At 76.4% G+C, this 15,854-nt stretch carries 16 protein-coding genes; 10 read left to right on the forward strand and 6 right to left on the reverse strand.

Features of this window, described 5'->3' with window-relative positions:
* Positions 1–178 precede the first annotated feature (178 nt).
* The gene (locus ACJ6WD_RS19415; RefSeq protein ID WP_233657873.1) at positions 179–595 is read left to right on the forward strand and encodes a hypothetical protein; all 417 of its coding nucleotides are present in this window, start codon (positions 179–181) and stop codon (positions 593–595) included.
* A gap of 169 nt (positions 596–764) precedes the next feature.
* On the opposite strand, the gene ACJ6WD_RS19420 is transcribed toward ACJ6WD_RS19415, so the two are convergent.
* Positions 765–2,411, reverse strand: a complete 1,647-nt coding sequence (locus ACJ6WD_RS19420) for an acyl-CoA dehydrogenase family protein (RefSeq protein WP_233657874.1) — start codon at positions 2,409–2,411, stop codon at positions 765–767.
* Positions 2,412–2,429: 18 nt separating this feature from the next.
* On the opposite strand from ACJ6WD_RS19420, the gene ACJ6WD_RS19425 reads away from it, so the two are divergent.
* On the forward strand, positions 2,430–3,461 hold the full coding sequence (locus ACJ6WD_RS19425; protein WP_233657875.1) for a YihY/virulence factor BrkB family protein: 1,032 nt from the start codon (positions 2,430–2,432) through the stop codon (positions 3,459–3,461).
* A 58-nt stretch (positions 3,462–3,519) separates the two neighbouring features.
* Here the strand turns inward: ACJ6WD_RS19425 and ACJ6WD_RS19430 are convergent, their stop codons facing one another.
* The gene (locus ACJ6WD_RS19430) at positions 3,520–5,214 is read right to left on the reverse strand and encodes a helix-turn-helix domain-containing protein (RefSeq protein WP_407616236.1); all 1,695 of its coding nucleotides are present in this window, start codon (positions 5,212–5,214) and stop codon (positions 3,520–3,522) included.
* A gap of 361 nt (positions 5,215–5,575) precedes the next feature.
* On the opposite strand from ACJ6WD_RS19430, the gene ACJ6WD_RS19435 reads away from it, so the two are divergent.
* The 4 genes from ACJ6WD_RS19435 (at position 5,576) to ACJ6WD_RS19450 (ending at position 9,052) form a co-directional block, all read left to right on the forward strand.
* Positions 5,576–6,283, forward strand: a complete 708-nt coding sequence (locus ACJ6WD_RS19435) for a protocatechuate 3,4-dioxygenase subunit beta (protein WP_233657877.1) — start codon at positions 5,576–5,578, stop codon at positions 6,281–6,283.
* Positions 6,283–6,903: a protocatechuate 3,4-dioxygenase subunit alpha gene (pcaG, locus tag ACJ6WD_RS19440; protein ID WP_331246709.1), complete on the forward strand. Its 621-nt coding sequence runs from the start codon at positions 6,283–6,285 to the stop codon at positions 6,901–6,903. Before ACJ6WD_RS19435 ends, pcaG begins: the two co-directional genes overlap by 1 nt.
* A 137-nt stretch (positions 6,904–7,040) precedes the next feature.
* Entirely contained in the window at positions 7,041–7,868 is an 828-nt protein-coding gene (pcaD, locus tag ACJ6WD_RS19445) for a 3-oxoadipate enol-lactonase (protein ID WP_233657878.1), read from the forward strand.
* Positions 7,865–9,052 (forward strand): 4-hydroxybenzoate 3-monooxygenase, encoded by a 1,188-nt coding sequence (locus tag ACJ6WD_RS19450; RefSeq protein WP_407616237.1) that lies wholly within the window; start codon positions 7,865–7,867, stop codon positions 9,050–9,052. Before pcaD ends, ACJ6WD_RS19450 begins: the two co-directional genes overlap by 4 nt.
* On the opposite strand, the gene ACJ6WD_RS19455 is transcribed toward ACJ6WD_RS19450, so the two are convergent.
* The 3 genes from ACJ6WD_RS19455 to ACJ6WD_RS19465 form a co-directional block, all read right to left on the reverse strand.
* Positions 9,028–10,086 carry a PP2C family protein-serine/threonine phosphatase gene (locus tag ACJ6WD_RS19455; protein ID WP_044380156.1) on the reverse strand — a complete coding sequence of 353 codons (1,059 nt, stop codon included), beginning with the start codon at positions 10,084–10,086 and terminating at the stop codon, positions 9,028–9,030. The two genes, ACJ6WD_RS19450 and ACJ6WD_RS19455, sit on opposite strands and share 25 nt — an antisense overlap.
* A gap of 276 nt (positions 10,087–10,362) precedes the next feature.
* Positions 10,363–10,614 (reverse strand): hypothetical protein, encoded by a 252-nt coding sequence (locus ACJ6WD_RS19460; protein ID WP_044380154.1) that lies wholly within the window; start codon positions 10,612–10,614, stop codon positions 10,363–10,365.
* Positions 10,615–10,729: 115 nt separating this feature from the next.
* Complete coding sequence (locus ACJ6WD_RS19465) at positions 10,730–11,935, reverse strand: serine hydrolase domain-containing protein (RefSeq protein ID WP_407616238.1); 1,206 nt, start codon at positions 11,933–11,935, stop codon at positions 10,730–10,732.
* A 201-nt stretch (positions 11,936–12,136) separates the two neighbouring features.
* On the opposite strand from ACJ6WD_RS19465, the gene ACJ6WD_RS19470 reads away from it, so the two are divergent.
* Positions 12,137–12,823, forward strand: a complete 687-nt coding sequence (locus ACJ6WD_RS19470) for an isochorismatase family protein (RefSeq protein ID WP_407616239.1) — start codon at positions 12,137–12,139, stop codon at positions 12,821–12,823.
* Here ACJ6WD_RS19470 and ACJ6WD_RS19475 read toward each other — a convergent pair.
* Complete coding sequence (locus ACJ6WD_RS19475; protein ID WP_233657881.1) at positions 12,786–13,613, reverse strand: lipase family protein; 828 nt, start codon at positions 13,611–13,613, stop codon at positions 12,786–12,788. The two genes, ACJ6WD_RS19470 and ACJ6WD_RS19475, sit on opposite strands and share 38 nt — an antisense overlap.
* Positions 13,614–13,810: 197 nt before the next feature.
* Here ACJ6WD_RS19475 and ACJ6WD_RS19480 point away from each other — a divergent pair, with 197 nt between their 5' ends.
* Genes ACJ6WD_RS19480 through ACJ6WD_RS19490 form a run of 3 tightly spaced genes read left to right on the forward strand, consistent with a single transcriptional unit; the run spans position 13,811 to position 15,836 of the window.
* Complete coding sequence (locus tag ACJ6WD_RS19480) at positions 13,811–14,224, forward strand: hypothetical protein (protein WP_044379639.1); 414 nt, start codon at positions 13,811–13,813, stop codon at positions 14,222–14,224.
* Complete coding sequence (locus ACJ6WD_RS19485) at positions 14,224–14,817, forward strand: 2Fe-2S iron-sulfur cluster-binding protein (protein ID WP_233657882.1); 594 nt, start codon at positions 14,224–14,226, stop codon at positions 14,815–14,817. Before ACJ6WD_RS19480 ends, ACJ6WD_RS19485 begins: the two co-directional genes overlap by 1 nt.
* A complete protein-coding gene (locus ACJ6WD_RS19490) occupies positions 14,814–15,836 on the forward strand; it encodes a xanthine dehydrogenase family protein subunit M (RefSeq protein WP_233657883.1) in 1,023 nt (340 codons plus the stop codon). Before ACJ6WD_RS19485 ends, ACJ6WD_RS19490 begins: the two co-directional genes overlap by 4 nt.
* Positions 15,837–15,854 lie beyond the last annotated feature (18 nt).

The following is a 15,854-nucleotide window of genomic DNA, read 5'->3' on the forward strand; positions in this document are numbered from 1 at the left end:
CCTATGACGCTTCCGGGGAAATCTGGTCACCAGCGGCCGATGGCGTCCCTCCCCGCGCCGGGAGCGTGCGGGGCCCACCCGGAGGTTTCGCCGGACACCCGACGGAGAACCCGCCGGTGCCCGCCGGGGACGCGATCGGCCGCCCGCGTCGTCGGCACGGTGTGGGAGGGGGCTCACCATGGTCGCCGTCGCCCCGCGTGTCGTGGTGATCGGTACCGGCGAGGGCGCCCGGATCGCCCGGGCCGCCCGCCTGGCCGGACACTACGGCGTGTCCCGGCTGTCCGCGGTCGACGTCCTGATCAGACGTCAGCCGCTGCCCGCCGAGGGCTATGTGATCGACGGCGCGCCGCAACTCCTCGACCGGGTCGCGCGCTTCGGCGGTCCGTTGCCCGCACCGGCCTTCGCCGACCTCGTCGTGCACCTGCGCGAGGCGGGACAGGACGGCACGGGTGACGCCTCCCGGGTGATCCGGTACTACGAGGCGCGCGGCGTCCTGGTCGGTTTCCGGCCGGACGTGCCGGACGCCGAGATCATCGTGGCCATCGACGCGGCGCTGCGCGGGCGCACCGCACCGCAGCCGCCGCGATGGCCCTGAAGACCGGGATCGGTGCCGAGTCGGCGCAGCACCGCTCCCCGCCTGGCGCGGCGGTGGTTCATCCCCTGTCCGTCCCCACCCGGAGCCCGGTTGCTGAGGGTTCCGGACGGGGACGCGGAACCGCCGCCGCGCCCTCCGCAGACGGGGCGGGCGCGCCCGGCGGCACGCCCTACTCCGCCACCGGCACCGGCCGCGCCCGCTCCACCACCGCCGCCAGGTCCAGGGTGTGCGGCAGCGTGCCGAACGCCGCCCCCGCGTCGCCGCCGAGCCGCGCGGCGCAGAACGCGTCGGCGACCTCCGGCGGCGCGTACCGCACCAGCAGCGCCCCCTGGAGCACCAGCGCCAACCGCTCGGCCAGCCGCCGGGCCCGGGCCTCGATGCCCTCCAGGTCGGCGAGTTCGGTCAGCAGAGCCGTGATCGCCCGGTCCAGCCGGTGGTCCGCGCCCCGTGCGGCGCCGATCTCGGTCAGGTAGGCGTCGAGCGCCGCGGGCTCCCGCCGCAGGGCCCGCAGCACGTCGAGCGCCTGGACGTTGCCGGCGCCCTCCCAGATCGAGTTCAGCGGGGCCTCGCGCAGCAGCCGCGGCAACCCCGACTCCTCCACGTAGCCGTTGCCGCCCAGGCATTCCAGCGCCTCCGCCACCACCGGCGCACACCGTTTGGTCACCCAGTACTTGGCCGCCGGCACCGCGAGGCGCAGGAAGGCCCGGTCCCGCGCGGTGCCGCCGTCGCAGGCCGCCGCCAACCGCAGCGCCAGCGTGGTCGCCGCCTCCGACTCCAGCGCCAGATCGGCCAGGACGTTGCGCATCAGCGGCTGGTCGGTCAGCCGGCGCCCGAACGCCTCCCGGTGCGCGGTGTGGTGCAGGGCCTGCGCCACCGCCTGCCGCATCAGCGCCGCCGACGCGGTGACGCAGTCCAGCCGGGTCGCCGCGACCATGTCGAGCAGGATGGCGACCCCGCGCCCCTCCTCACCGACCCGCCGCGCCCAGGTGCGGCCGTCGAACTCGACCTCCGCCGAGGCGTTGGAGCGGTTGCCCAGCTTGTCCTTGAGCCGCTGGATCCGGAACGCGTTGCGGGTGCCGTCCGGCAGCACCCGCGGCAGCAGGAAGCAGGTCAACCCGCCCGGCGCCCGTGCCAGCACCAAGAACGCGTCCGACATCGGCGCCGAACAGAACCACTTGTGGCCCGTCAGGACGTACTCCCCGGCCGCCGCCAGCGGCTCGGCGCGGGTGGTGTTCGTCCCCACGTCGCTGCCGCCCTGCTTCTCGGTCATCGCCATCCCGGCCAGCGCGCCGGCCTTCTGCGCCGCCGGCCGCAGCTCCGCCTCGTAGACCCGCGAGGTCAACAGCGGCTCCCACGCCGCGGCCAGCGCGGGTTCGGCCCGCAGCGCCGGGACCGCCGCGTGGGTCATCGACAGCGGGCAGCCCTGTCCGGCCTCCACCTGGGTCCACACCAAGAAGCCCGCGGTGCGCCGCAGGTGCCCGTGCGGACGGGACCAGGCGTCGGTCAGCCCGGCCGTCACGGCGTGCCCGAGCAGCCGGTGCCAGGCGGGGTGGAACTCCACCTCGTCGATGCGGTGCCCGTAGCGGTCGTGGGTGCGCAGCACCGGCGGGTAGGCGTTGGCCTGTTCGCCCCAGCGCTGTGCCTGGGCCGAACCGGCCGCCTGGCCCAGCCGCCCCAGTTCCTCGCGCACCTCGTCGAGGTGTTCCCCGGCGACGTACCGGGCCACCCCCTCGGTGAGCGCCGGGTCGGCGGCGAAGACGTCGTAGCCGAGCAACGGCGGTGGTTGGTTCGTCACGGTATGAGTGGTGGCTGCCATGCCCGATACGGTAAAGAGGTGCAGCCGCCGAACGAACCGACCGAACCGCACGGACCGCGCCGGGGGCGTCTGACCCGCGCCCGGGTGCTGTACCGCAACGTCTCCAAACGGCGCCTGACCTGGCTGCTGCTCAAGGACATCGTCGACACCTGCATGCGCTACCGCGTCACCGGGCTGGCCGCCGAGGCCGCGTTCTGGTGCCTGCTCTCGCTGCCCCCGCTGATCTTGGGCCTGCTCGGCGTCCTCGGCTACACCGAGCCCTGGATCGGCCACACCACGCTGGAGAACTTCCGCTCCCACCTCCTGCACGCCGCTGGCACCGTGCTGTCCAACCGGGGCGTCGACGAGGTCGCCCGCCCGCTGCTGAACGACGTCTTCACCGGCCACCGCCCCGACGTCATCTCGCTGGGCTTCGCCATCGCCCTGTGGTCCGGCTCCCGCGCGCTCAACGTCTTCGTGGACACCATCACGATCATGTACGGGCTGGACGGCCACCGCGGCATCGTCAAGACCCGCGTGCTGTCCTTCGTGCTCTACGTCGCCGGGCTCGCGGTCGGTGCGATCGCGCTGCCGCTGATGGTGGCCGGTCCGGACGTGGTGGTCGGCTGGCTGCCGGCCAGCGGGGACGTCGTCCGGGCGCTGTACTGGCCGGTCGTGCTGGTGCTGTCCATCGCCTTCCTCACCACCCTCTACCACGTCTCGGTGCCGGTCCGTTCGCCCTGGCGGGAGGACATCCCCGGCGCCGTGGTCGCCCTGGCGATGTGGATCCTCGGCAGCTTCCTGCTCCGCCTCTACCTGACCGCGGCCGTCGAGGGCCCCACCATCTACGGTTCGCTGGCCGCCCCGGTCGCGGTCCTGCTGTGGATCGGCGTCTCCGCCTTCGCGGTGCTGGTCGGCGCCGCCATGAACGCCGCCCTGGACCGGGTGTGGCCGTCGGTCGCCACCGCCGCCGCCCGGGCCGAGATCGAACGGCGCCGCGCCGCGGCGGACCGGGCCGCGGCCGAGCGCGGCGGCGACGGGCCCGCGGCGCCGACGGACCCGCCGCGGTGACGCACCCGCGCCGCCGACCGGGGCGTGCGGTGGCCGACGCGCGCCGGCGCCGCCCGACTCACGGCAGCGCCACCGGCAGGTAGCGCCCGGCCACCCGCAGGTCGGCCTCGACGGCGGCGGCGGCCTCGCGCAGGGCCGGCAGCACGGCGGCCCGGGTGGCCGCCGGCGACCGGTCGGCCGCGTGGGTGGACACGCCGAGCGCGGCCACCGCGCGGCCGTCGCCGTCGTGCACCGGGACCGCCACGGACCGCAGGCCCGGCTCCAGTTCGTCGTCCACCAGGGCGTGGCCGTCGGCCCGGACGCGGTCGAGGAGGAGCGGGGGGCCGGCCGGGCCGGGCGCGGTGCGGTGCTCCGGGCGGGCGGTGCGCCCGGCGGCCGGCGAGGCCGCCAGCAGGACCCGGCCCGCGGCGGTGGCGGGCGCCGGGGCGCGGCTGCCCGGGCTGATCGTGACCCGCATGATGCGGGCCGCGAGGACCCCGATGACGTACTGCACGGCCGGCTGGGCGTCCGCACCGTCGGCGGTCAGCACCGCCAACGACGCCGACTCCCCGACGCGTTCGGCCAGCGCGGTCAGGTGGGGCCGGGCCAGGTCCGGCAGGGTGAGCCCGGAGAGCCGGGCGAAGCCGAGCTCCAGCACCCTGGGGGCGAGGCGGAACCGGCCGCCGTCGGCCGTGGTGTAGCCGAGGTGCTCCAGGGTGATCAGGGCGCGCCGGGCGGTGGCGCGGGGGAGCCCGGCCGCCTCGGCGACCGCGGAGAGCGTCAGTGCGGCCCGGCCGGTGCCGAACGCGGTGAGCACGGCCAGCCCGCGGGCGACGGACTCCACGAATCCCGGGCCCAGTTGCCGCTTCGAGGCGCGCCGCCAGGCGGCCGGGCGGCCGTCGTCCGCGACCGTGGCGGGGGCCGGCGCGGTCAACGCCCGCTCCATGGCGAGGACCGTCGCGCGAAGCCGGGGCAGGACCGCGTCCGGGAGCGCCGCGGCCGGGTGGCGACTGGTGTGGCTGACCACGCTCGCCGCGCAGACCGTGCGGCCGGCCGGGTCCCGGACCGGCATCGCCACGGCGATCAGGCCCGGTTCGATGAGCTGGTCGTCGAGCGACCAGCCGGCGATCCGGGCCGCGGCCACCCGCGCGGTGAAGTCCGCCGCGAGCCGCCGGGCGCCGGCCGGCGCGGCGTCCGCCGGCCTCCGGGGCGGCACCGCGGGGAAACCCGCGTCGGCCGGGTCGGCGGCCCGCCGCGCCCGCCAGCGCTGCCAGTCCGCCGGCGCCCAGTCCGCCGCGAACAGCGCGCCCGGCGCCCCGCGTTCGGCCGGCAGCAGGTCGCCGATGCGGAACGCCAGCGACACCGCGCGCCGACGCGTCGCCTGGTGGACGAAGCGCAGCCCGTCGCCGTCGGGGACGGCCAGCGACACCGATTCGTCGAGGGTGTCGGCGAGGCGGTCGGCCAGGGGGCCGAGCCGGTCGGGCAGGCCGGTGGCGGCGAGGTAGGCGTTGCCGAGTTCCAGCAGGGCGGGGGCGAGCACCGCGTCGCGGCCCTCGGCGCGGACGTAGTCGAGCCGGCCCAGGGTGCTCAACAGGCGGTCCACGGTGGCGCGCGGCAGACCGGTGGCCCGCACCAGATCGCTCACCGCCGCCCGGCCCCCGGCCGCCGTCAGCGCGCGCAGCACGGCCAGCGCGCGCATCAGAGGCGCCACCGCCTCCGGCGGCGGCGGGACGGGCGGAGCGGGGCGGGCGGGTGACGGCAACGGGTTCTCCATGGTGCGGCGAGGTGGTCCGGAGTAGTCCGGAACCGTACCCGGCGCACCGTTGACACGGCCCGGGGCCGGGGCCAGACTCGGGGCACCACGAGCGTGAACTTCAGTTCACTGTGCGAACACCCTTTGTGAGCAGGTGAGTTGGTCCGCCAGGAGGGCCGCGAGGGCGTCGGTGACCGGCCGGGTCCGGACGCGTCCTGACGGGCGCTCACCAGGACGCCGCGTCCGTCGGGAGTGGCGCTCCGGTACGCACCGGCGCGCCCCGGTGACCGCCGGGGCATTCGTCGGCACGCTGGACCGCGTTTCGGCGAAAGCGGTGTCCACCGCCCGGTCCGCACCCGTCCACCGCAGGGAAAGGGCACCCATGACCGCACCGGCATCCCCCGCCCCGCCGCTCCCGACCCCGGAGCCGACGCCCTACCAGGGCGCGCCGGACCGCTTCCCCCGGCGGCCGCGCCACCTCCTCGACACCGCCACCGATCCGGAGGCCGTGGAGCTGACCGGCCCGGTCTTCGGCCCCGCCGACGTGCACGACCTCGACGCGGACCTCACCCGGCAGCACGCCGGCGAACCGCAGGGCGAACGCCTCACCGTCACCGGGCGGGTCCTGGACCGCGCCGGCCGGCCGGTCCGCGGCCAACTCGTCGAGATCTGGCAGGCCAACGCCTCCGGCCGGTACGCACACCGCCAGGACCGCCACCCCGCGCCCCTGGACCCCCACTTCACCGGCGTCGGCCGCTGCCTCACCGACGCCCACGGCCGCTACGCCTTCACCACCATCAGGCCCGGCGCCTACCCCCTGCCCGACGACAGCGCCTGGCGCCCGGCCCACCTCCACTTCTCCTTCTTCGGCACCGCCTTCACCCAGCGGCTGGTCACCCAGATGTACTTCCCCGGCGACCCGCTCCTGCCCCACGACCAGATGCTGGCCGGGGTCGCCGACCCCGCCGCCCGACAGCGCCTGATCGCGGTCTACGACCACGCGCTGTCCCACCCGGGCGGCCCGCTCGCCTACCGCTGGGACGTGGTCCTGGACGGCCCGTCCGCCACCTGGACCGAGGGGACGCGCTGATGCCGGACGCCACCGACCGCGGCGGGCCGCTCGCCCCGACGCCCGCGCAGACCATCGGCCCCTTCTTCGGCCACGCCCTGCCCTTCCCCGGCGGCGGCCGGATCGCGCCCGAGGGGCACCCCGACGCCGTCACCCTGCACGGAACGGTCCGCGACGGGGCCGGCGCGCCGGTGGCGGACGCCCTGCTGGAGTTCTGGCAGGCCGGCCCGGACGGCGGCCCGGCGGCCGGCGCACCCGGCTCGCTGCGCCGGGACCCGGCCACCGGCGCGCTCCTCGGCCGGGACGGCGCGGTGTTCACCGGCTTCGGCCGGGTCCCCACCGACGCCGGCGGCCACTACGCGGTGCGCACCCTGCCGCCCGCCGCCCGCCCGGACGCCGCACCGCACCTGGCGGTCTGCGTGCACGCCCGCGGCCTGCTGGAGCACCTGTTCACCCGCGTCTACTTCGCCGAGCGCACCGCGACCCGCGCCGCCGACCCGCTGCTGGCACAGCTGCCCGCGGAGCGCGCCCGCACCCTCCTGGCCCGCCCCGACGGCCCCGGCCGCCTCCGGTTCGACATCCGGCTCCGGCAGTCGGCGGACGGCGGGGACGAGGAGACGGTGTTCCTTGCCTTCCGCTGACCGACCGACCGCGCAGCCACCACGCCCACCACCGGCCGCCCCGGCCCCGGCCCCGTCCACGCACCCACGCACCCACGCACCCACGCACCCACGCACCCACGCGCCCGTCGCACCCGCACGACCCGCAGGAGCCCGCATTGACGCCGCCCGCCGCGCCCGCACTGCACCACACCGTCAACGGCCCGCTCGGCGCCCCGCCGCTCGTCCTCGGCCCGTCCCTGGGTACCGCGCTCTCCCTCTGGGACCCCCAACTCCCCGACCTCGCCCACCGGTTCCGCGTCGTCCGCTGGGACCTCCCGGGCCACGGCGGCACCCCCCTGGACGCGCTGGCCGACCCCGGGACGACCACCGTCCCCGAACTGGCCGGCCTGGTCCTGGACCTCGCCGACGCCCTCGGCCTCGACCGGTTCGCCTACGCCGGGGCGTCGCTGGGCGGCGCGGTGGGCGCCTGGCTCGCCGCCCACCACCCGTACCGGATCGCCTCGCTCGCCCTGGTCTGCTCGTCCGCGCGGTTCGGCGAGCCGGCCGGCTGGCGCGACCGGGCCGCCCAGGTCCGTGCCGAGGGGACCGACGCCGTCGCCGACACGGCCGCCGGCCGCTGGTTCACCCCCGCCTTCGCCGCCTCACCGACCGCGACCGCCCTGGTCGAGGCGCTCCGCCGGGACGTCTCGCCCGACGGGTACGCGGCCTGCTGCGACGCCCTGGCCGCCTTCGACCTGCGCAGCGCACTGCCCCGGATCACCGCCCCCACCCTCGTCGTCGCCGGCCGCGCCGACCCGGCCACCCCACCCGCGCACGCCCGCGAACTCACCGACGGCATCCGGGACGCCAGCCTCGTCGAGCTGTCCGGCGCGGCCCACCTGGCCGGCGTCGAGCGCCCGGCCGAGGTGCTCGCCGCGCTCCTCGCCCACCTCGCCCCGCTCCACCTCGCGCCGCTCCACACCGCCCCGGGAACGGCGCTGTGACGCCCCGCGACACCACCGTCGGCATCATCGGCGCCGGCCCCGCCGGACTGCTGCTCGCCCGACTGCTGCACCGCGCCGGCATCGACTGCGTCGTCCTGGAGGGCCGCGACCGCGCCTACGTCGAACGGCGGCAGCGCGCCGGCATCCTCGAACAGGGCACCACCGACGTGCTGCGCGCCTGCGGGGCGGGGGAGCGGCTGGACCGCGAGGGACTGGTCCACGACGGCATCCAACTGCGGTACCAACGGCGCGCCCACCGCCTGGACTTCCCGGCACTGACCGACGGCCGCCGGGTGACCGTCTACGCCCAGACCGAGGTCGTCAAGGACCTGATAGCGCTGCAACGGGCCGACGGCCCGCCGCTGCTGTTCGGCGCCCGGGCGCGCGCGGTCACCGGCGCGGACACCGACCGGCCCCGCATCCACTACGCACACGGCGGCCGCGAACACACCCTCACCTGCGCCTACGTCGCCGGCTGCGACGGTTTCCACGGCGTGGCCCGGCAGGCGATCCCGGAGTCCGCGCGCCGCACCTACACCCGCGGCTACCCGTACTCCTGGCTCGGTGTCCTCGCCGACGTCCCGCCCTCCCACGACGAACTGGTCTACGCCCACTCCGACCGCGGTTTCGCCCTGCTCAGCATGCGCACACCGGCCGTCAGCCGGCTCTACCTCCAGGTCCCCAACGGCACCGACCCGGCCGCGTGGCCCGACGAGCTGATCTGGGACGAGCTGCAAGCCCGCGCCGCCGTCGACGCCGCCCCCTGGGAGCCGACCCGCGGCCCGCTCACCGCCAAGGCCGTCCTGCCGCTGCGCAGCGCGGTCACCGAGCCGATGCGCTGGGGCCGGGTCCTGCTGGCCGGCGACGCGGCGCACATCGTGCCGCCCACCGGCGCCAAGGGCCTCAACCTCGCCGTCGCCGACGTCACCGTCCTGGCCCGCGCCCTGACGCACCGGCACCGGACCGGGTCGGACGAACTGCTCGACGCCTACTCCGCCACCTGTCTGCGCCGGGTCTGGCGCGCCGAGCACTTCTCGCACCTCATGACCACGACCCTGCACACCGCCCCGGACCAGAGCCCCTTCGACACCCGGCTCCAGCTCTCCCAACTCGACCGCATCGCCGGCTCCTGGCACGCCGCCGCCGAGATCGCCGAGAACTACACCGGGCTGCCGCTGTCCTGACCGCCACCGGGGCCCGGCCGGTCCGGGTCCCGGTGCCGCGTCCGGTAGCGCACCAGCAGCATCGCCGCGTCGTCGTGCAGCGGCCCCTCGGCGTGGTCGACCACGTCCTCCCGGACGGCCTGCAGCGCCGCTTCCGGGTCGGGCTCCTTGAGCAGGTGGGCGCGCTCGTCGAGGGGGTAGAACCAACCGGCCGAGTCCCGGGCCTCGGTGACCCCGTCGGTGTAGAAGAGCAACTGGTCGCCGGGGGCGAACGGCACCTGGTGGGGGACCGGCGCCTCCGGCCCGTGCTCCACCAGGCCCAGCGGCAGCGCGCGTTCCGGCGGCGCCGCGTAGCGGACCTCGCCGGAGGCGCGGACGACCAGCGGGGCGGGGTGGCCGAAGTTCAGCAGCGTGGCGTGCGGGCCGTCGCCGATCTCGGCGAGCACCGCGGTCACGAACCGTTCACCGGACAGGTGGCGGTTCAGCGCCCGCTCGACCCGCGCGCCGACCGCCGGCAGGTCGGGCTCGTCGTGCGCCGCCTCCCGGAACGCGCCGAGCACCACCGCGGCGCTCTCCACCGCCTCCAGGCCCTTGCCCTGCACGTCCCCGACGATGATCCGCACCCCGGCGGGCGAGGTGACCACCTCGTAGAGGTCGCCGCCGATCCGGGCCTCGGCCACCGCGGAGGTGTACGAGACCGCGATCCGCAGCGGCCCGGCGCCGCGCGGCACCGGCCGCAGCAGCACCCGCTGGGCGACCTCGGCGATCGACCGGACGCTGGCCAGCTCCGCCTCCCGGCGCTGGCGCATCACCGCCGCCACCACCCCGGCCGCGGTCACGCCGGCCACCGACAGCAACGCCGTCAGCCCGCGGCGGCTCTCGAACAACCCGCTGTGGACCCCCAGCCCGACGCAGAGCACCGCCGCCATCAGCCCGACCAGCGCGGTGCGCCGCCAGCCGCCGACGAGACCGGCGAACGCCGGCCCCAGCGACACCAGCGGCAGGAAGCCGACCCCCGGGCCCGCGGTGAGGTCCACGGCGCTGACCGCGGCCATGACCAGGTACGGAAGCGCGGCCAGCGCACGGGAGCGGGTGCGCTGCTCCCCCTTCTCCACGGTCAAGGTCCACCCCGGCGTAGTGACGGCCCGGGGACCGGCCGGCCGGTCCCCGGAGAGACGATCGCTTGCGGGGGCGGGCCGAGGCCCGTCCGACTGTCCGAAACCCGCCTCCGGGCCCCCGACCTGAGCATATGCAACGTTTGCCGGGGTGCAGGACGGGGCGTCCGCGCCCGTTATCGAATCGCAGCGGGGTCCGGTGCGCCGCGGGACGCGTCAGCCGAGGAACGTCCGGGCGCTGTTCACCCGGCCGGGCCGCAGGATCCGGATCGGGCCGCGGTTGCAGTCCGGGCAGTCCGCGCGGGTCAGCGGAGAGGGCACCCGCCGGCCGTGCGTGAAGTAGTCGGCGCGCCGACGGCCCGCGAGATCGGTGGTGTGCCGGATCTCGTACTCCTCTTCCCATCCGTGTCCGCAGTGCAGGCAGACGAACGCGTACGCCTCGTGAACCGTCTCGGTGTCCCGTTCCATGGTCACCACGCCCTCTCTCCGGGGCCGTCGCACCCGCGGCGGCGCCGGACGGATCCATGCCGCACCTCCCATTATGGCGCCGCGCCCGGGCGTTCGCGGCGGCCCGCGGGCGCCCTCAGCGCCGGCCGCGGACCTCCGCCAGCGCCGCGTACACCGCCGTCACCAGCGCCCGGCTGCGCGGGTCCGAACCGCTGGTCCCGCCCCCGTAGCGGTTCATGACGTACGCGTACGCCAGCCCGTTCTCCGGGTCCGCGAAGGCGAACGAACCGCCCGCCCCGCCGTGCCCGAAGGCCCGGGGGTTGGGGCCCGCCTGGCCCCGGTCGTTGAGCATGTAGCCCAGCCCCCAGCGATGGGTCGCTGAGGGGCCCTCCGGGGTGAGCGCGCCGAGGGCCAGGTCCGGTTCGTCCGGCCGGCTCTGCGAGGTGCGCATCGCCTCCAGGGTGGCGGGCCGGACCAGCCGACCGCCGGCCAGCGCCGCGTAGACGGCGGCCAGGCCGCGCGCCGAGGCGTGCGCGTTGCCCGCCGGGATCTCGGCGGTGCGGTAGGCGGCACTGTTGACGTCGCCGGTCGGCACGTACGTCAGCGCCAGCGCGACGCCGGCCAGCGGATGGTCGGCGAGCCCGCGCACCGGCGGCGTCGGCAGGTCCGGGAAGCGCTCGCGGAGCTGGGCGGCGTTCAGCTGGCCGACCATGTCGGCGCAGCGCGGGTGCTCCTCGACCGGCGTGCCGATGAAGACCCCGGCGTCCAGCGGCCCGGTGACCTCGCTGCGCAGGAACGCCCCCAACGACTGCCCGGTGATCCGGCGGACCACCTCGCCGACCAGATAGCCGAACGTCACCGCGTGGTAGCCCTGCGCCGTTCCCGGCTCCCACCACGGCGCGGTGGCCGCCAGGGCGTCGCAGACGTAGTCCCAGTCGTAGGCCCGGCCCTCGGCCAGCGGCTCCCGGGGCGCCAGCATCCCGGCGCGGTGGCTGAGCAGCCAGCGCACCGGTATGGCCTCCTTGCCGGCCCGGGCGAATTCCGGCCAGTAACGGGCGACCGGCGCGTCCAGGTCCAACGCGCCCCGCTCCACCAGGAGATGGGCGCACAACGCGGTCATGCCCTTGGCCGACGAGTAGACGTTGACCAGGGTGTCGGGCCCCCAGGCCCGGCTCCCGGTCGCGTCCGCCCGGCCGCCCCACAGGTCGACCACCCGCTCCCCGTCCAGGGTGACCGCGACTGCCGCCCCGACCTCGCGGTGCTCGCGGAAGTTCCGCTCGAAGGCGCTGCGCACCCCCTCGAACCCCGGTGCGCAGCGGCCGTTGACGGTGACAGCCTCCACGGTGGCCCTCCTCGCGTCGTCGCGGTGCGGTCGGATGCCGCGCCCCGCCGCACGGAACGCCCACGCACGGAACCGACGCGTGCACGGCCGGAGCACCTACGGATGATCCGCCCGGATCGATGCCCGTGGCAACCATGCCCGTCCGGCCGGTACCTTTCCCGCCCGTCCGGCCGAGTGCCGCGTTCGACGATGATGGCCCCCATGACCGCCGTGACCGCCATGCCCCCCGAGACCGCCGTGCCCGCCCGGCCGCTCCGCCCCGTCCAGGCCCTCCTCGTCGTCGACGTCCAAACCGCGTTCGTCTCCGGGGCCGAGGCGGTCCCCGAGGCGGCCCGGGTCCTGGACTGCACCCGTGGCCTGCTCGCCCGCGCCCGCACCGCCGGGGCCCTCGTCGTCCACCTCCAGAACGACGGCGCGCCCGGCGCCGTCGACGCACCGCACACCCCCGGCTGGGAACTCCACCTCCCCGTCGAGCCCGGCCCCCGCGAGCACGTGGTCCGCAAGACCGAGGACGACGGCTTCGCGGACACCGGGCTCGGCGCCCTGCTCGACGCGGCGGGCGTGACCGAACTGGCGGTGTGCGGGGTGCTCTCCGAAATGTGCGTCGCCGCCACCGCGCGCACCGCCCTGGAGCTGGGCCACCGCGTCGTCCTCCCGCACGACGCGCACGCCACCTACGACATCCCCGCCGCGCCTGACATCAGCGACATCGTCCCGGCCGCGATGTCCTCCCGGGCCGCGGAGTGGGCCCTCGGCGACGAGGTCGAGATCGTCCCGCGCGCCGCCGCTGTCCCCTTCGTCGCCCCGCCGCTGGCGCCCGCCCTCGCTGCCCCCGCGGCCGGTACGGGGCTCAGTCCTGCTGCTCCGCCGCCCGCTCCAGCGCGCTGACGTACGCGGCGACGCCGTGGTCCCGGATGCCGTCGGAGGCGGGGGAGAGCAGGTCGGCGGCGAGGCCCCGGCCGCGGTCGGGCAGGCCGCCGTCCAGCGGCACGGTGTTGTGCACCGCGCCCCGGGAGTCGATGTGGCGCAGCGCGGAGACGTGCCGGAAGGCCGGCTCCGGCGGGAGCTGGGGGACGACGTCGTCGTGGTTGACGAAGCGGTACATCCGCTGCGTGAAGGCGGTGTTGAACTCCCGGGCCAGGCCCGGGTCGCAGGTGCGGGGCTGGCCGAAGGTGTAGACGCCGTCGGCGGTCAGCCGGGGGTCCTCGAAGTGGAGCCGGGCGCCGGCCAGCATCGCCAGCGCACCGCCCAGGCCGTGGCCCGTGAAGTAGACCTGCTGGTCGTCGTCGCGCAGCTCCTTCAGCGCCGTGAGGACCTGCGGCCAGACGGACTCCAACGCCTCGGCGAACCCGTGGTGGACGGCGCCCCGGCCGCCGGGGCCGGGCCACGGCGGGGTGTCGGCGTCGGACAGCCAGTCCCGCAGCTCGGCCGGCTCGGTGCCGCGGAACGCGGTGACGATCACGTGCCGCCCGCCGAGGGTGTACGCCCGGGTGTCCCGGAGCGGGAACGGCGGGCGAAACGCGGTGTGGTGGTGGCGCACCCGGTCGAACCCCCACTCCCGGGCGGTGGCCTCGATGCTCGGCTCGTCGTGGTAGGCGAGCTCGGCGGCGCGCGCCATGCACAGCGCCTGACGGAGGCTGTAGCCGGTGGCGTGCTGGTCGACGAGGGAACGGGTCAACGGTGCTCCTGGGGGTGTGCGGCCGGCAGGGACGGCGAGGCGACTACGGAGAGCGCCCTCCGGCTACACAAAGTAACGCTGCGTGGTCGCGGCGAGCAGGTGCGCCCGTTTAAACCACTCGTTCGAGCCTCGGGTAGCCGAGAGCGGGGCGCCGAGTGAGCCTGGAAGCGTCCGGCACCCACAGGAAGGCCCCCACAGTGAACAGCGACGAACAGGCGTCACCCGCGGAGCACGCATCGGCCGACGTGGTGGTGGAGGTCGAGGGTTGCAAGGCGGCGGACGCCCACGCCGTCTTCCGGGTCCTGCACACCGCCTTCCGCTCCGACCGCGCCCCGGACGACGTCCCCCAGGAGGCGCCCGGGCCGGGCACGACGGTGTGGACCTCCACCGTCGACGTCAGCGAGCGCGGCACCACCCCGGAGCCGCGCCGGCTCAGCGCCCCGGTCACCGTCAGCCTCCAGGGCGGCTACTGGGCGGTGGACCAGCTGTGCGCGGGCCTGAAGTCCGCCTTCGTCGTCCACCTCCTCGGCACGGCCGCCGGCGACCAGGAGAAGGAGGTCGAACTGCGGCTGGAGACGCTGCGGCAGCCCGTCACGAAGGGCGCCCCCTGATGCCGACCGCGGACGGCCGCCCGGACGGCGCCGACGGCCCCCGCCCGGTCAACGGCCGCCACTCCGCGCTGACCCTCACCGTCAACGGCACCCCGCACGCCCTGACCCTCGACCACCGCACCACCGTCCTGGACCTGCTCCGCGAGCACCTCGGCCTCACCGGCACCAAGAAGGGCTGCGACCACGGGCAGTGCGGCGCCTGCACCGTGCTGGTCGACGGGCGGCGCGCGAACAGCTGCCTGCTGCTGGCCGTGGCGCACGACGGGCGCCGGATCACCACCGTCGAGGGCCTCGCCGACGCCGACCGGCTGCACCCCCTGCAAGAGGCGTTCCTGGAGCGCGACGCCCTCCAGTGCGGCTACTGCACCCCCGGCCAGATCTGCTCGGCGGTCGGCGTCCTCGCCGAAGCGGCCGACGGCTTCCCCTCGCACGTCACCCCGGACACCGCGCCCTCCGGGGCGCCGGTCGCCCTCACCGCCGACGAGATCCGGGAGCGGATGAGCGGCAACCTGTGCCGGTGCGGCGCCTACCCGAGGATCGTCGAGGCGGTCGCCGACGCGGCGGCCGCCGGGGCGGGGGTGAGGGGCCGGTGAGACCCTTCGGCTACCTGCGGGTCGACAGCGTCGACGAGGCGGTGCGGGCCGCCGCCGGACAGCCCGGCGCCCAGTTCCTCGCCGGCGGCACCAACCTCGTCGACCTGATGAAGCTCGGCGTGGAGGCCCCGCGCACCCTGATCGACGTCAGCCGGCTGCCGCTGGACCGCGTCGAGGAACTGCCGGACGGCGGCCTGCGCATCGGCGCCACCGTCCGCAACGCCGACCTCGCCGCGGCCCCGGTCGTCCGCGACCGGTACCCGGTGCTGTCGCAGGCCCTGCTGGCCGGCGCCTCCGGCCAGCTCCGCAACACCGCCACCACCGGCGGCAACCTCCTCCAGCGCACCCGCTGCGGCTACTTCCAGGACACCGCCAAACCCTGCAACAAACGGGAGCCCGGAAGCGGCTGCCCGGCCGTCGACGGCGCCCACCGCGACCTCGCCGTCCTCGGGCACTCCGCGCACTGCGTCGCCACCCAGCCCTCCGACATGGCGGTCGCCCTCGCCGCCCTGGACGCCACCGTGCACCTGCACGGACCCGAGGGCGAACGCACCGTTCCCGCCACCGACTTCCACCGGCTGCCCGGCGACAGCCCCGAACGCGACACCGAGATCCGGCTCGGCGAACTGCTCACCGCCGTCGAACTGCCGCCGCCCCGCGCCGGCGCCCGTTCCCGCTACCGCAAGGTCCGCGACCGCGCCTCGTTCGCCTTCGCCCTGGTCTCGGTCGCCGCCGTCCTCGTGGTCCGCGACGGCGTCGTGGTGCACGTCGCACTCGCCTTCGGGGGCCTGGCCCACCGGCCGTGGCGGGCCCGCACCGCCGAGGCCGCGCTGCTCGGCGCGCCCGCCACCGAGGAGCACTTCGCCCGCGCCGCCGCCGCCGAACTCGCCGCCGCCGCACCGCTGCGCGACAACGGCTTCAAGGTCCCGCTGGCCCAGTCCCTCGCCGTCGGCGTGCTCACCGAGCTCGCTGACGGCGCCGACCGGGCCGACCGGGCCGGCCACTCCGACACAGGGTGACCCCGCCCCCGACCGCAA

Source organism: Streptomyces sp. VTCC 41912 (genome assembly GCF_045799175.1).
Classification (GTDB): Bacteria; Actinomycetota; Actinomycetes; order Streptomycetales; family Streptomycetaceae; genus Streptomyces; species Streptomyces albulus_C.